We start from the raw sequence: 14,534 nt of genomic DNA, 5'->3' as shown, positions 1-14,534 counted from the left end.
GAAGCGTCACCCGGCCCGCAGTTGTCAATATTGCCGCAACAAATTAACAACAAATCAATATTCGTGATGTTACGAAAATCAAAACGGCGGCTCAAAATAAAAATGGGCGAGCTTTCGCTCACCCACATCAACTCAAGCTGCCGGCCAAGCAACTATGATCGCCCCATTTCCACCAGCACGCGGCTGGGGTAGGCTTTTTCCTTGCCGCCAAAACTGAGCGGCAGGTTGGCGCCGAGGCCGAGACCGGAGGCGCCGATGCCGCCGCTGCCGCCCGAAGCGCCGATGCCCACACTGGGAGAATTCAAGCCAGGGGGGCACGGAACACCACTTCCGAGGTGCGGTAGCCTGGCTTGTCGCAACTGACATGCAAGTCGCCGTCGGCAGCGACGATCAGCACATCGGCCGGCGTCACCACGCTCCAGCGGCTGCTGTCGGTTTTCACCACGCAGCGCGCCCCTGTCAGCTGCTGGCTGTCGGAAATGGCTTCGATCAGCACGTGACCGTTGTCCGAGGCTACAGTGGCGCAACCGGATAAGGCAAGGCCTAGCGCCAGGGTCAACAACGGTGACAGCAACAGCTGCAGAACACGCATCATGCTTCTTTCTTAAAAATTCAAGGATCGCTTGTCGACCGCCAGCGCAGCTTCCTTGGTCGCTTCCGACAAGGATGGATGCGCATGGCAAATGCGGGCAATGTCTTCCGCCGAAGCACGGAACTCCATCGCCACGACCGCCTCCGAAATCAGCTCGGAAGCCATCGGACCGACAATATGGACACCCAGGATTTCGTCAGTCTTGGCATCCGCCAGGAACTTGACCATGCCCGAAGTATCGCCCAAGGCACGCGCCCGGCCATTTGCCAGGAACGGGAAGGTGCCAGCCTTGTATGCTACTCCATCTGCCTTCAGTTGTTGTTCTGTCTTGCCAACCCATGCGATTTCCGGCGAGGTGTAGATCACCCACGGAATGGTGTTGAAGTTGACGTGACCATGCTGGCCAGCAATACGCTCGGCAACCGCAACGCCCTCTTCCTCAGCCTTGTGCGCCAGCATCGGGCCGCGCACCACATCGCCTACCGCCCAGACGTTCGGCAGGTTGGTCTTGCAATCGTCGTCGACCGCAATGAAGCCACGCTCGTCCAGCTTGAGGCCGACCGCTTCGCCGTTCAGGCCGATGGTGTTCGGCGTGCGGCCGATCGAAATGATCAGCTTGTCGTACACGGCTTTTTGCGCGGCGCCGGTGGCATCGACATATTCCACGGTGACATCGTTCTTGCCGGTCGTGATGGCGCCGATCTTGACGCCCAGGCTGACCTTCAAACCTTGTTTTGTGAAGAGTTTACTGGCTTCCTTGGCGATCTGCTCATCGATCGCGCCGAGGAAAGTCGGCAGCGCTTCCAGCACGCTGACTTCCGCACCCAGGCGGCGCCACACGCTACTCATTTCGAGGCCGATCACGCCGGCGCCGATAACACCCAGTTTAGCCGGAACCGCGTCAATTGCCAGCGCGCCGGTGTTCGACAGGATCAGTTTTTCATCGAACGGTGCGCCTGGCAGTTCACGGGCGTTGGAACCGGTCGCCAGCACGATGTGCTTGGCGCTGATGGTTTCTTCGGTCGCTCCAGCGACCTTGATTTCATAGCCGCCGGCATCGCCCTTGACGAAGGAACCGCGGCCGTGGAAAAAGGTAACCTTGTTTTTCTTGAACAGGTACAAGATGCCTTCGTTGTTCTGTTTGACAACGCCATCCTTGCGCGCCAGCATCTGGCCCAGGTTCAGCTCCAGGCCCTTGACATTGATGCCGTGCTCGGCGAACGCGTGGCCGGCATGCTCGAAATGCTCCGACGACTGCAGCAGTGCCTTGGAAGGAATACAACCGACGTTGGTGCAGGTGCCGCCTGGCGCCGGGCCGTTCTTGGCGTTTTTCCATTCATCGATACAGGCTGTGCTGAAACCCAGTTGCGCAGCACGGATTGCTGCAATGTAACCGCCAGGACCGCCACCGATCACTACGACATCAAATTGTTTGCTCATTTTCCATCCTTGGAGTTATTGCCTTGCCATCTCGCTTGCGCTTCGCAAGCCATCGCCCGTAACCGGGGGCAGGCGCACATCATTTACTTAGCCACCTAAGCGACGCGCCCTGCTCTGTTTTTTGCACCGCTTAAAGGGCAAGGGCAAAAAACAGAATCAGGGCGCGCCAGCTATAGCCTTGGCTGATTTAAAGCTTACAGGTCCAGCAGCAAGCGGGCCGGATCTTCCAGCGCTTCTTTCATCGCCACCAGCGCCAGCACTGCTTCACGGCCATCGATGATGCGATGGTCATAAGACATGGCCAGGTAGTTCATCGGACGCACCACGATCTGGCCGTTTTCGACCACTGCACGGTCCTTGGTCGCATGCACGCCCAGGATTGCCGATTGCGGCGGGTTGATGATCGGCGTCGACAGCATCGAACCGAAAGTGCCGCCGTTGGAGATCGAGAAAGTACCGCCGGTCAGGTCGTCCAGGGTCAGCTTGCCGTCCTTGGCCTTGGCGCCGAATTCGCCGATTTTCTTTTCGATGTCGGCAATCGACATCTGGTCGGCGTCACGCAGCACTGGCACTACCAGGCCACGTGGCGAGCCTACCGCGATACCGATGTCGAAATAGCCGTGGTACACGATGTCGTTGCCATCCACCGAGGCATTGACGATTGGGTATTTCTTCAGTGCGGCGACTGCAGCCTTGACGAAGAACGACATGAAGCCGAGCTTGACGCCGTGCTCTTTTTCAAACTTGTCCTTGTACTTGGTGCGCAGGTCCATCACCGGCTGCATGTTGACTTCATTGAAAGTCGTCAGGATGGCGTTGGTCGATTGCGATTGCACCAGGCGCTCGGCGATACGGGCGCGCAGGCGGCTCATTGGCACGCGCTCTTCCGGACGGTCGTCCAGCTGGGCCTTGGTCGGCGCTGCGACTTGCTGCAGCAGGGCCTTGGCTGGTGCTGCGGCCAGCGGCGCTGGCGCTGGCGTTGCTGCCTTGTTGGCTACCGCGCCGATAACGTCGCCCTTGGTCACGCGGCCGTCTTTGCCGCTGCCTGCAACCTGGGTTGCCGACATATTGTTTTCCGCCAGCATTTTCGCTGCGGCCGGCATGGCGATGCCCGCTGCCGAATTCGATTGCAGCTCAGGCGCTGCCACCGGAGTTGGCGCGTGGCCGGCTTGCGGCACTGGTACGGCGGAGACTTCCATCGGGCTGACCTTGGCCGAAGCGTCGGTGTCGATCACGGCGATGATTTCATCAGCGACCACGGTGCTGCCGTCGCCCTTGATCAGCTGGACGATCACGCCGTCGGCTGGCGCCGGCAGTTCCAGGACTACTTTATCTGTTTCGATATCGATCAGGTTATCGTCGCGCTTGACAGCATCGCCGATTTTTTTATGCCATGTCAACAAAGTCGCTTCGGCGACGGATTCCGACAATTGCGGAACTTTTACTTCAAGAAGTGCCATTTAATTCTCCGATATTCCATATTTGTGGGACAGAGTTTAAGAGCCGCCGTAGCGCGGCGAATTACTCTGTCCCCAACTAATTAGACAAGACGCCGATTATTTCGTCAGAACAAAGCCTTTGAGCTTGGAAAATGCCGTGTCCAGCAATGCTTTTTGCTGCGCATAGTGCTTGTCGTAGTAACCGACAGCTGGCGATGCGCTGGCTGGACGGCCTGCGTAGGCAAGCTTCTGGCCATCTTCCAGGTTTTCAAAAATGTTGTGCTGAATCTGCAGCCATGCGCCTTGATTCTGCGGCTCGTCCTGAGTCCATACCAGTTCGTTGAAGTTAGGGAACTGCTTCAACTCGGCAGCGAATGCCTTGTGCGGGAATGGATACAGTTGTTCCAGACGGATAATTGCGACATCCGTCTGACCGCGCTCTTTACGTGCATTGACCAGATCGTAGTAAACCTTGCCCGAGCAAGCGATGACGCGCTTGACCTTCTTAGGATCGATCTTGTCGTCGACTTCGCCGATGACGGTCTGGAAGCTGCCCTTGGTGAAATCGGACAATGGCGAACCGGCGTCCTTGTTACGCAACAGCGACTTCGGCGTCATGATCACCAGCGGCTTGCGGAACAGGCGGATCATCTGGCGGCGCAGCAGATGGAAAATCTGCGCTGCAGTCGTCGGCTGCACCACTTGCATGTTGTTGTCTGCGCACAGCTGCAGGTAACGTTCCAGGCGTGCCGACGAGTGCTCCGGACCCTGGCCTTCGTAACCGTGCGGCAGCATCATCACCAGGCCGGAAGCGCGGCCCCACTTCACTTCGCCGGAGCTGATGAACTGGTCGATCACGACTTGCGCGCCGTTGGCGAAATCGCCGAACTGGGCTTCCCAGATGGTCAGCGTGTTTGGCTCAGCAGTCGAGTAACCGTATTCGAAACCGAGCACGGCTTCTTCCGACAACACCGAATCGATGACCTTGAACGGCGCTTGCTGTTCCGAGATGTTTTGCAGCGGAATATAGCTGCCGGCATCCCAGCGCTCACGGTTCTGATCGTGCAGCACCGCGTGGCGGTGGACGAAAGTGCCGCGGCCGGCATCCTGGCCGGTCAGGCGGATGGCGTAGCCGGACGATACCAGCGATGCGTATGCCAGGTGCTCGCCCATGCCCCAGTCGAGGTTGAGTTCGCCACGGCCCATGGCGGCGCGGTCGTTCAGTACTTTTTCGACCAGCGCGTGGACCTTGAAATTTTCCGGCACGGTAGTGATGCGTGCAGCCAGGCGCTTCAGTTCGGTCACAGGCACCGAAGTGTCGGCGGCATCGGTCCATTTGCGGTTCAGGAACGGCAGCCAGTCGACCGCGTACTTGCTCTTGAAGTTGGTGATGACTGGATCGATGGTGTGCTTACCCGCATCCATCGCATCGCGGAAAGCCTTCACCATGATGTCGCCATCTTCAGCGGCGATGGTACCTTGTGCAGCCAGCTTGTCCGCGTACAGCTTGCGGGTGCCTGGATGCTGGCCGATCTTCTTGTACATCAGCGGCTGTGTCAGCGCCGGCGTATCTTGCTCGTTGTGGCCCAGCTTGCGGAAGCAGATGATATCGACCACGATATCCTTCTTGAATTCCATGCGGTAGTCGAGCGCGATCTGGGTGGCGTACACCACTGCTTCAGGATCGTCGCCGTTGACGTGCAGCACCGGCGCTTCGATCATCTTGACCACGTCCGAGCAATACAGGGTAGAACGGGAATCGCGCGGATCGGATGTAGTGAAACCGATCTGGTTGTTGATCACGATGTGCACTGTGCCGCCTGTGCCGTAACCGCGCGTTTGCGCCAGGTTCAGGGTTTCCATGACCACGCCTTGACCGGCGAATGCGGCATCGCCGTGCACCAGGATCGGCAGCACTTGCGAACCGTCGGTGTCGCCGCGGCGTTCCATGCGGGCCTTGACCGAACCTTCAACCACAGGGTTGACGATTTCCAGATGCGACGGGTTGAACGCCAGCGACAGATGCACCGGGCCGCCAGGGCTGGTGATGTCGGACGAGAAACCTTGATGGTACTTGACGTCGCCGGCCGGCAGGTCGTCGGCGTGCTTGCCTTCGAATTCTGCGAACAATTCCTGCGGCATCTTGCCCAGGGTGTTGACCAGCACGTTCAGGCGGCCGCGGTGGGCCATGCCGATGACGATTTCCTGCACGCCCTTTTCACCGGCGCGCTGGATGGTTTCATCCAAGGAGACGATGAAGCTTTCGCCGCCTTCCAGCGAGAAGCGCTTCTGGCCGACATAGCGTGTATGCAGGTAGCGCTCCAGGCCTTCGGCCGCGGTCAGGCGGTCGAGGATGTGTTTTTTCTTTTCTGCCGTGAATACCGGCGCCGAACGGGTCGACTCCAGGCGCTCTTGCATCCAGCGCTTTTCGGTCGGATCGCTGATGTACATGTACTCGGTACCGATCGAACGGCAATAGGTCTCGCGCAGCGCATTCAGCAGATCGCGCAGGGTTGCCGTTTCAGGACCGAAATAGGTGTTGCTGACGTTGAACACGATGTCCATGTCGGCATCGGTGAAACCGTAGAAGCTGGGTTCCAGTTCCGGCAGCGCGGAACGTTCCTGGCGCTGCAGCGGGTCCAGGTTGGCCCAGCGCGAACCCAGATAGCGGTAGGCAGCGATCAGTTGCGTTACAGCAACGCGCTTGAAGCCCATTTCAGCGTCGGCTGAAGCGGAGATGGTGCGGATTGGGCCTTGCTTGGCGCGCTCGGCGAACGAGGCGATGACGGATGCGTGACCTACGTCAGGCTTGTCGGAGCCGTCGACGGCAGGCACGTGCTGCATGGCGTCAAAATATGCGCGCCAGTTGTCGGCAACTGAACCGGGATTGTCGAGGTAGGACTCGTACAGCTCTTCAATGTACGGTGCATTACCTCCGAAGAGATAAGAATTAGAGCGGTATTGTTGCATCATCTTGCTCACCTTTCTTCGCGTTTCGCGAGATTAGCGGGTTAACATAACCTTCCGCGACACGGCCTGACCGGTTAGCGGATTGCACATCAAGTTGTGGGGAAGGGCTCTATTGCTGTCTTTTTTTACTTACTATTACTGCTAAATTCGGGTATTTCTCTTGCCTGCCCTTCAAAACACGCTCACCACATGTTTTTACTACGTTTTTACTACTTCATTACGCTATGCCTTGAAAAAACGGCACAGAATAAGAGCATAGCATAACCTGCAGAAATGCAAACAGCGAATCCTTGGATTCGCTGTTTTGTGTTGTATCAGGATGTTAATAAATCCTGCCTACCGATGCCGGATCAGCCGCGTTTGTCCATTGCAGGTACATCACGGGTCGGCGAACCGACGAACAACTGGCGCGGACGGCCGATTTTTTGCTCAGGATCGGAAATCATTTCATTCCATTGGGCGATCCAGCCGACGGTGCGCGCCATGGCGAAGATGCCGGTGAACAGCGAGGTCGGGATGCCCAGCGCCGATTGCACGATGCCGGAGTAGAAGTCGACGTTCGGATAGAGCTTGCGGGAAACGAAGTATTCGTCTTCCAGCGCCACTTTTTCCAACGCCATCGCCAGCTTGAACAATGGGTCGTCATGCAGGCCCAGTTCGTTCAGCACTTCGTAGCAGGTTTCACGCATCAGCTTGGCGCGCGGGTCGAAGTTCTTGTAGACGCGGTGACCGAAGCCCATCAGCTTGACGCCGGAGTTCTTGTCCTTCACCTGGGCGATGAACTCAGGGATCTTATCGACCGTGCCGATTTCCTTCAGCATGTTGAGCGCTGCTTCGTTGGCGCCGCCGTGGGCAGGGCCCCACAGGCAGGCGATGCCGGCAGCGATACAGGCGAACGGATTGGCGCCGCTGGAACCAGCCAGGCGCACAGTTGAAGTCGATGCATTCTGCTCGTGGTCGGCGTGCAGGGTCAGGATACGATCCAGTGCGCGCACCAGCACGTCGTTGACTTTGTACTCTTCGCACGGGGTCGAGAACATCATGTGCATGAAGTTGGCGCTGTACGACAATTCGTTGCGCGGATAGACGAAAGGCTGGCCGACGTTGTACTTGTAGGCCATGGCGACCAGGGTCGGCAGCTTGGCGATCAGGCGGATGGCCGACACTTCGCGGTGGCGCGGATCGGTGATGTCCAGCGAGTCATGGTAGAACGACGACAAGGCGCCGACGGTGCCGACCAGCACGGCCATCGGATGCGCATCGCGGCGGAAACCACGGAAGAAGAATTGCATCTGCTCGTGCACCATGGTGTGCTGGGTCACGGTGGCGTCGAACTTGGTCTTTTCGGCCGCGGTCGGCAGTTCGCCGTTCAGCAGCAGGTAGCAGGTTTCCAGGAAGTCGCAATTGACTGCCAGCTGTTCGATCGGGTAACCGCGGTACTGCAGCTCGCCCTTGTCGCCGTCGATGTAGGTGATCGACGAATTGCATGCTGCTGTCGACATGAAACCCGGGTCGTAAGTGAATTTGCCGGTGGCGCCGTACAGCTTGCGGATATCGATGACTTCGGGGCCGACGGTGCCCTTGTAAATAGGAAATTCTACGGATGGGCTGCCATCGGAAAACGATAGCGTGGCTTTTGTATCAGCGGTGGTCATGGCTCTTCCCTCAATCAAAAGGTGACTCTAAATCAAAAAAACAAAAGACGTGTTTGCAAGCTGTCCAAGATTTCTGGCGGCGCTCGCCGCCATTGAAGACAAGCTTAAGCAGTGCGTATTCTGGCTAACAGGGCATGCACTTGCGGCAAATCGAGCAAGCCGTCCGGTTCTTTACGGACCAGTAGCAAATCCATTAGTTCATTGTCCGACAATTCCATCAGGCGCGTAAAAGCGTCGACGTCGTCATCCGTCATGCTGGCTTCGTTTGCATCCAGGTAACGGGTCAGGATCAAATCGTTTTCAAGCAGACCACGTCTGGCACGCCAGCGCAATCGTGCGCGCTTGGCTGGGTCGGCTTGATGGGTGATAGTCATGGCAAGCACTTATTCTATTTGAAATCGCTGTTCGCCGCTGTCGACGATCAGTTCTAAAAGCAGGACAGAATAAAGACTTCTGCCCTTCTCCGGCGTATCGGTAGCCCTAAGACCCGTAGCGAGCGGCTCAAGGTCTGGTCGAGAAGCGGAGCTGTACTTCAGTACAGCGAGCATCACAGACCAGAGATTGAGTCGCGCAGTAGGGTATTAGGGTTACCTTTTATACCGCGCGACGCACCATCAGTTCTTTGATCTTGCCGATCGCTGCATTCGGGTTGAGACCCTTAGGGCAGACATCGACGCAGTTCATGATCGAACGGCAGCGGAACAAACGATACGGATCTTCCAGGTTGTCCAGGCGCGCGCCGGTAGCTTCGTCGCGGCTGTCGGCGATAAAGCGATAGGCTTGCAGCAGGCCGGCCGGGCCGACGAACTTGTCCGGATTCCACCAGAACGACGGGCAGGATGTCGAGCAGCAGGCGCACAGGATGCACTCGTACAAGCCATCCAGCTCTTCGCGCTGCTCAGGCGATTGCAGGCGCTCTTTTTCCGGCGGGATGTTGTCGTTGATCAGGAACGGCTTGATCGACTCGTACTGCTTGAAGAACTGCGTCATGTCGACGATCAGGTCGCGGATCACCGGCAAGCCCGGCAACGGCTTCAAGATGATCGGCTCGCTCAGCTCGTTCAGGTTGGTGGTGCAGGCCAGGCCGTTCTTGCCGTTGATGTTCATGGCGTCGGAACCGCACACGCCTTCGCGGCAGGACCGGCGCAGGGCCAGCGAATCGTCGACGTCGGCCTTGATGCGTTGCAGGGCATCCAGCAGCATCTTGTCGGTTGGCAGCAGCTCCACCGTCAGGTCCTGCATGTAAGGCTTGGCGTCCTTATCGGGATCGTAGCGGTAGATTTTAAATTTCAAAGTACGTGATGACATGGCTATACCTCTTGTTTTGGCGTTTTATCTGATCAGTTGAGGACAGAGTCGCACAGATCGTGTAATTCGCCACGCTGCGGTGGCTCTTAAACCCTATCCGGGCGACTCTGTCCCGCAATTAATAAGAAAAATTAGAATGTACGTGGCTTTGGCTTGAACGTATCGACTGTCAGCGGCTTAGTTATAACAGGCTTGTAGTCGAGACGATTACCTTCGGAGTACCACAAGGTGTGCTTCATCCAGTTTTCGTCATCACGCTTTTCATAATCGCGATGCGCGTGGGCGCCGCGCGATTCCTTACGGGCTGCCGCCGAAGTAATGGTGGCCTTGGCGGTTTCGATCAGGTTGTCCAGTTCCAGGGCTTCGACACGCGCGGTGTTGAAGACCTTGGACTTGTCCTTGAACGATACATGCTTGCGCCGCTCGTCCAGCACCATGATTTCCTTGTAGCCTTGCTGCAGCAGCTCGTCGGTACGGAACACGCCGCAATAGTGCTGCATGGTCTTGCGGATATCGCCGGCCACGTCTTGCACACGCTCGGAACCGGTGCTGGTTTCCAGCTTGGCCAGGCGCGCCAGGGCGACATCGGCCGCATCAGCCGGCAACGGCTTGTTGCTGCGTTCCTTGAGCTTGCTGTCGACAATGTGATTGCCGGCCGCGCGGCCGAACACCACCAGATCCAGCAGCGAGTTGGTGCCCAGACGGTTGGCGCCGTGCACCGAGACGCAGGCGCATTCGCCGATTGCGTACAAGCCGTTGACCACTGCGTTCGGGATACCGTTCTTCGGCACCACAACTTGGCCGTAGACGTTGGTAGGAATACCGCCCATTTGATAATGGATGGTCGGCACGACCGGGATCGGCTCTTTCAGAGCGTCAACGTTGGCGAACTTGTGGCCGATTTCCAGAATCGAAGGCAGACGCTTCATGATGGTTTCGGCGCCGATGTGGCGCAGATCCAGCATCACGTGATCCTTGTGCGGACCGCAGCCGCGGCCTTCCTTGATTTCCTGGTCCATCGAACGCGAGACGAAGTCGCGCGGCGCCAGATCCTTCAAGGTAGGCGCGTAGCGCTCCATGAAACGTTCGCCGTTGGCGTTGATCAGGATGCCGCCTTCGCCGCGCACGCCTTCAGTGATCAGCACGCCCGCACCGGCCACGCCGGTCGGGTGGAACTGCCAGAATTCCATGTCTTCCAGCGGCAAACCTGCGCGCGCCGCCATGCCCATGCCGTCGCCGGTATTGATGAAGGCATTGGTGGAAGCGGCCCAGATGCGCCCTGCACCGCCGGTCGCCATGACCGTGGTCTTGGCTTCCAGAATCATGACATCGCCGGTTTCCATTTCGAGAGCCACCACGCCGATGACATCGCCTTCGGCATCGCGCACCAGGTCGATCGCCATCCACTCAACGAAGAAGTGGGTCTTGGCGCGCACATTGCGCTGGTACAGCGTGTGCAGCAACGCATGGCCGGTACGGTCGGCAGCGGCGCAGGCGCGCGCTACCGGTTTTTCGCCGAAATTGGCCGAGTGGCCGCCGAACGGACGCTGGTAAATGGTGCCGTCGGCGTTACGGTCGAACGGCATGCCGAAGTGTTCCAGCTCATACACGGCCTTAGGCGCTTCGCGACACATGAATTCGATCGCGTCCTGGTCGCCCAGGTAATCCGAGCCCTTGACGGTGTCGAACATGTGCCAGTACCAGCTGTCCTCGGACATGTTGCCGAGCGAGGCGCCGATGCCGCCCTGCGCCGCCACTGTGTGTGAACGGGTAGGAAACACCTTCGACAGCACGGCAACGTTCAAACCAGCTTCCGCCAACTGCAGCGAAGCGCGCATGCCGGATCCGCCGGCGCCAACGATAACCGCATCAAAGCGGCGTGTAGGAATTGTGGACTTGATTGCTGACACGATTACACTCTCCACAAAATCTGCGCCGCCCATCCGGCACAACCGACCAACCACAGGATTGTGGCAACTTGCAAGACCAGGCGCAGAGCAACCGGCTTGACATAATCCATCCAGATATCACGCACGCCGATCCATGCATGAAAAAACAGTGCCATCAGCGCTACGAAGGTAGCCAGCTTGAACCACTGGTGAGAAAACAGGCCTGACCAGCCGTTATAGCTGAAGTCGCTGGCGCTGAGGAAGCACACCAGCAAAATCACGGTATAGACCGCCATCACGATCGCTGTCGCACGCTGCGCCAGCCAGTCGCGCAGGCCGTAATGGGCGCCGACGACCAGGCGCTTGCCGCCAATATTATTATCTGCCATTAGAATGCTCCGAACAGTTTCAATGCAACGATCAGCGCCAGCGGCAAGCTGATGATGAGGACGCTTGCAGCCGATTTGCGCGCGCTTTCCTTGCTCAGGCCGATATGGTTATCCATGACAAGGTGGCGGATGCCGGCGCAGAAGTGGTGCAGATATGCCCAGGACAGGGCCAGGATGACAAGCTTGACGAACCAGCCCGACGTAAAGCCTTTGAAATAGTCGAAAGAGCTTTCCGACACCAGGCTTTTATCCAGCATGAACAAGATGAAAGGCAAGAGCAAAAACATCAACAAGCCACTAATACGATGCAAAATCGAAATAATGCCCGCCAGCGGCAAGCGGTAACCGACAATTTGAGTAATGTTTATATTACGAAACTGTGGCCGATTGGGTTTCGCGGCTTCAGACATAACAGGGTTCTCCTCAGTTTAAAAATTTACTGCAAGCGCAATCCCGCAATTTTCGCCGATTTTGTGCAGCACACCAATAGTTATTATTCGTTATTGCGAATAATCGTCGGCGCCTCTCGAACTTTGCCATTTTGCCACCACTAGTCCGCGCTCACACGCGACCGTCAATTCCACCCAAGCCGTCAGCTCAATTCGTTCTGATAATGATGACGGTTGGTGACATACAAGCCGCGCCGCACTTCCACCGGCTTGTCGCCGTAAGTGAAAGACACGCGCTCGACGCACAGCAAAGGCGATGATTTCTCCACCGCCAGCAATTCGGCCGCATCGGCATCGGCGCTGGCGGCGCGGATCTGTTCGGTGGCACGTATCATGCGCGTGCCGAATTCGGTTTCAAACAGGCCGTACATTGGCCCCTTGTACTCAGCAAGACGCTCCAGCGTCAAAGCCTTGAACAAAGCACCCGGCAACCACAGCTCCTCCAGTATCGTCGGTACGCCGTCGAACGCCAGCACGCGCTTCACATACACCACCGAATCGCCCGACTTCATGCCCAGCTGGCGTGCGATATCCGCCGGCGCGCGCAAGCGCTTCAGCTCTATGACTCTTTTATCGGTAACCTGGGGTTCGTCGCTGTCCGGCATCAAGCGCAGAAAACGGAACTGGGAACGGGCTTCGTGATGGGTGGCGACGAAAGTGCCCTTGCCCTGCCGGCGCACCAACAGGTTCTCTGCCGCCAGCTCGTCGATCGCCTTGCGCACGGTGCCCTGACTGACCTTGAAACGGTTGCCGAGTTCGACCTCGCTAGGGATCAATTCGCCGGATTTCCATTCGCCGGACTGCAGGCGCTGCATGATCAGCGCCTTGATTTGCTGGTAGAGCGGACTGAAGGTCGGGGAGCTTGCCGCTGGAGCTGTCGGCGACGCTCCCGGGGCTGCTGCGCTCGGGCTGGCAGGATCACTACTCGGATTGGACGGGATGGAGCTCATAACCCCGGATTTCACCATGAAACCCCCATTGTCGTCCAGCAAAAAATGCGCAATGATATGTCTTATATAAGACATAAGATATTGATTGACATACCATGTTGCCAAGCCTAAACTCGCGGGCAGCAGGACTATCTGATGATCCGTGTCGCACGCAAGCCGGCTTTCCTGGCCGATCACGCTGAGGACCACGCCGAAGTTGCAAGCCGTTTTGCAGGCTGCAATTTGCGGCCGCAGGGTCGGCGCGAAACAAACTGACGGCTGCGCTTTTCGCCGGTATCATTAGAGGTTGCATATAGAGTCACCGCTTTTTATCTAGCCGGGACTTTTGTAATGGGACAAGACCGTACGGAAGCGCAATACGCCATGCTCTGCAGGCCCTTGAACGTATCCGAGCGGAGCTGTCCCGCAAATATTTTTATCACCTCTCTGGAGATTCAACATGGCTAAGTCCCCTCTGCGTGTTGCCGTTACCGGCGCCGCTGGTCAAATCGGTTACTCACTGTTGTTCCGCATCGCCAACGGCGACCTGCTCGGCAAAGACCAACCGGTCATTCTGCAATTGCTGGAAATCCCTGACGAAAAAGCACAAAAAGCGTTGAAGGGCGTGATCATGGAAGTCGACGATTGCGCCTTCCCGCTGCTGGCCGGCATTACTGCCCACAGCGATCCGATGACCGCATTCAAGGATGCCGACATCGCCCTGCTGGTCGGCGCCCGCCCACGCGGCCCAGGCATGGAACGCAAAGACCTGCTGGAAGCCAATGCGCAAATCTTCACGGTGCAAGGCAAGGCGCTGGACGCCGTTGCTTCGCGCAATGTCAAGGTACTGGTGGTCGGCAACCCTGCCAACACCAATGCTTACATCGCCATGAAATCGGCGCCTAGCCTGCCAGCCAAGAACTTCACCGCGATGCTGCGTCTGGACCATAACCGCGCCCTGTCGCAAGTCGCGGCCAAGATCGGCAAGCCGGTGTCCGCCATCGAAAAACTGTGCGTGTGGGGCAACCACTCGCCAACCATGTACGCCGACTATCGCTACGCGACAGCCGACGGCGCATCGGTCAAGGACCTGATCAACGACCAGGTCTGGAACAAGGATGTATTCCTGCCGACAGTCGGCAAGCGCGGCGCCGCCATCATCGAAGCACGCGGCCTGTCGTCGGCAGCGTCGGCAGCCAACGCCGCCATCGACCACGTGCGCGACTGGGTACTGGGCACCAACGGCAAGTGGACCACCATGGGCGTGCCATCGGATGGCTCCTACGGCATCCCTGAAGGCACCATGTTCGGCTTCCCTGTCACTACCGAAAACGGCGAATACAAAATCGTCCAGGGCCTGGAAATCGACGCCTTCTCGCAAGAACGCATCAACCTCACGCTGAAAGAACTGCAAGAAGAGCGTGACGGCGTGAAACACCTGGTAGGCTAAACACCGCCAGAAAGCAGCTGCATG

The 14,534-nt window shown here is 57.8% G+C and carries 13 protein-coding genes; 1 reads left to right on the top strand and 12 read right to left on the bottom strand.

Going from position 1 to position 14,534, the window contains the following annotated elements; all coding sequences use genetic code 11:
• Positions 1-152: 152 nt before the first annotated feature.
• From CPter91_RS26900 to CPter91_RS10595, 12 genes are all read right to left on the bottom strand, one after another.
• Entirely contained in the window at positions 153-305 is a 153-nt protein-coding gene (locus CPter91_RS26900; protein WP_167595156.1) for a hypothetical protein, read from the bottom strand.
• Positions 302-595, bottom strand: coding sequence for a hypothetical protein (locus CPter91_RS10645; RefSeq protein WP_061940017.1), 294 nt, complete (start codon positions 593-595; stop codon positions 302-304). Before CPter91_RS10645 ends, CPter91_RS26900 begins: the two co-directional genes overlap by 4 nt.
• A gap of 9 nt (positions 596-604) precedes the next feature.
• A complete protein-coding gene (gene lpdA, locus CPter91_RS10640; RefSeq protein WP_061940007.1) occupies positions 605-2,032 on the bottom strand; it encodes a dihydrolipoyl dehydrogenase in 1,428 nt (475 codons plus the stop codon).
• 194 nt (positions 2,033-2,226) lie between these two features.
• Entirely contained in the window at positions 2,227-3,492 is a 1,266-nt protein-coding gene (gene odhB / locus CPter91_RS10635) for a 2-oxoglutarate dehydrogenase complex dihydrolipoyllysine-residue succinyltransferase (protein ID WP_061940005.1), read from the bottom strand.
• A 96-nt stretch (positions 3,493-3,588) separates the two neighbouring features.
• Positions 3,589-6,444 (bottom strand): 2-oxoglutarate dehydrogenase E1 component, encoded by a 2,856-nt coding sequence (locus CPter91_RS10630; RefSeq protein WP_061940003.1) that lies wholly within the window; start codon positions 6,442-6,444, stop codon positions 3,589-3,591.
• A gap of 347 nt (positions 6,445-6,791) precedes the next feature.
• Positions 6,792-8,096, bottom strand: coding sequence for a citrate synthase (gene gltA, locus CPter91_RS10625; RefSeq protein WP_061940001.1), 1,305 nt, complete (start codon positions 8,094-8,096; stop codon positions 6,792-6,794).
• A gap of 104 nt (positions 8,097-8,200) precedes the next feature.
• Entirely contained in the window at positions 8,201-8,470 is a 270-nt protein-coding gene (locus CPter91_RS10620) for an FAD assembly factor SdhE (RefSeq protein ID WP_061939999.1), read from the bottom strand.
• A 220-nt stretch (positions 8,471-8,690) separates the two neighbouring features.
• Positions 8,691-9,404 (bottom strand): succinate dehydrogenase iron-sulfur subunit, encoded by a 714-nt coding sequence (locus tag CPter91_RS10615; RefSeq protein ID WP_038489897.1) that lies wholly within the window; start codon positions 9,402-9,404, stop codon positions 8,691-8,693.
• Between the two features lie 131 nt (positions 9,405-9,535).
• Positions 9,536-11,314 carry a succinate dehydrogenase flavoprotein subunit gene (sdhA, locus tag CPter91_RS10610; RefSeq protein WP_061946101.1) on the bottom strand — a complete coding sequence of 593 codons (1,779 nt, stop codon included), beginning with the start codon at positions 11,312-11,314 and terminating at the stop codon, positions 9,536-9,538.
• 2 nt (positions 11,315-11,316) lie between these two features.
• Positions 11,317-11,682: a succinate dehydrogenase, hydrophobic membrane anchor protein gene (gene sdhD, locus CPter91_RS10605; protein ID WP_061939997.1), complete on the bottom strand. Its 366-nt coding sequence runs from the start codon at positions 11,680-11,682 to the stop codon at positions 11,317-11,319.
• The gene (gene sdhC / locus CPter91_RS10600) at positions 11,682-12,092 is read right to left on the bottom strand and encodes a succinate dehydrogenase, cytochrome b556 subunit (protein WP_061939995.1); all 411 of its coding nucleotides are present in this window, start codon (positions 12,090-12,092) and stop codon (positions 11,682-11,684) included. Before sdhC ends, sdhD begins: the two co-directional genes overlap by 1 nt.
• A 182-nt stretch (positions 12,093-12,274) precedes the next feature.
• Complete coding sequence (locus CPter91_RS10595; protein WP_061946099.1) at positions 12,275-13,081, bottom strand: GntR family transcriptional regulator; 807 nt, start codon at positions 13,079-13,081, stop codon at positions 12,275-12,277.
• A 439-nt stretch (positions 13,082-13,520) separates the two neighbouring features.
• On the opposite strand from CPter91_RS10595, the gene CPter91_RS10590 reads away from it, so the two are divergent.
• Positions 13,521-14,510, top strand: coding sequence for a malate dehydrogenase (locus tag CPter91_RS10590; protein WP_061939993.1), 990 nt, complete (start codon positions 13,521-13,523; stop codon positions 14,508-14,510).
• The last annotated feature ends 24 nt before the right edge of the window (positions 14,511-14,534 follow it).

The sequence above is a fragment of the Collimonas pratensis genome, from assembly GCF_001584185.1.
Lineage (GTDB): Bacteria > Pseudomonadota > Gammaproteobacteria > Burkholderiales > Burkholderiaceae_D > Collimonas > Collimonas pratensis.
This window is presented reverse-complemented; position numbering and strand designations above follow the sequence as displayed.

What these genes read in the sequence shown, in the direction of transcription:
- sdhD (WP_061939997.1), bottom strand. Translation starts at nt 11,682, where the DNA reads ATGGCAGATAATAATATTGGCGGCAAGCGCCTGGTCGTCGGCGCCCAT.
- gltA (WP_061940001.1), bottom strand. Translation starts at nt 8,096, where the DNA reads ATGACCACCGCTGATACAAAAGCCACGCTATCGTTTTCCGATGGCAGC.
- CPter91_RS10590 (WP_061939993.1), top strand. Translation starts at nt 13,521, where the DNA reads ATGGCTAAGTCCCCTCTGCGTGTTGCCGTTACCGGCGCCGCTGGTCAA.
- CPter91_RS10630 (WP_061940003.1), bottom strand. Translation starts at nt 6,444, where the DNA reads ATGATGCAACAATACCGCTCTAATTCTTATCTCTTCGGAGGTAATGCA.
- CPter91_RS10645 (WP_061940017.1), bottom strand. Translation starts at nt 595, where the DNA reads ATGATGCGTGTTCTGCAGCTGTTGCTGTCACCGTTGTTGACCCTGGCG.
- CPter91_RS10615 (WP_038489897.1), bottom strand. Translation starts at nt 9,404, where the DNA reads ATGTCATCACGTACTTTGAAATTTAAAATCTACCGCTACGATCCCGAT.
- CPter91_RS10595 (WP_061946099.1), bottom strand. Translation starts at nt 13,081, where the DNA reads ATGAGCTCCATCCCGTCCAATCCGAGTAGTGATCCTGCCAGCCCGAGC.
- sdhC (WP_061939995.1), bottom strand. Translation starts at nt 12,092, where the DNA reads ATGTCTGAAGCCGCGAAACCCAATCGGCCACAGTTTCGTAATATAAAC.
- odhB (WP_061940005.1), bottom strand. Translation starts at nt 3,492, where the DNA reads ATGGCACTTCTTGAAGTAAAAGTTCCGCAATTGTCGGAATCCGTCGCC.
- lpdA (WP_061940007.1), bottom strand. Translation starts at nt 2,032, where the DNA reads ATGAGCAAACAATTTGATGTCGTAGTGATCGGTGGCGGTCCTGGCGGT.
- CPter91_RS10620 (WP_061939999.1), bottom strand. Translation starts at nt 8,470, where the DNA reads ATGACTATCACCCATCAAGCCGACCCAGCCAAGCGCGCACGATTGCGC.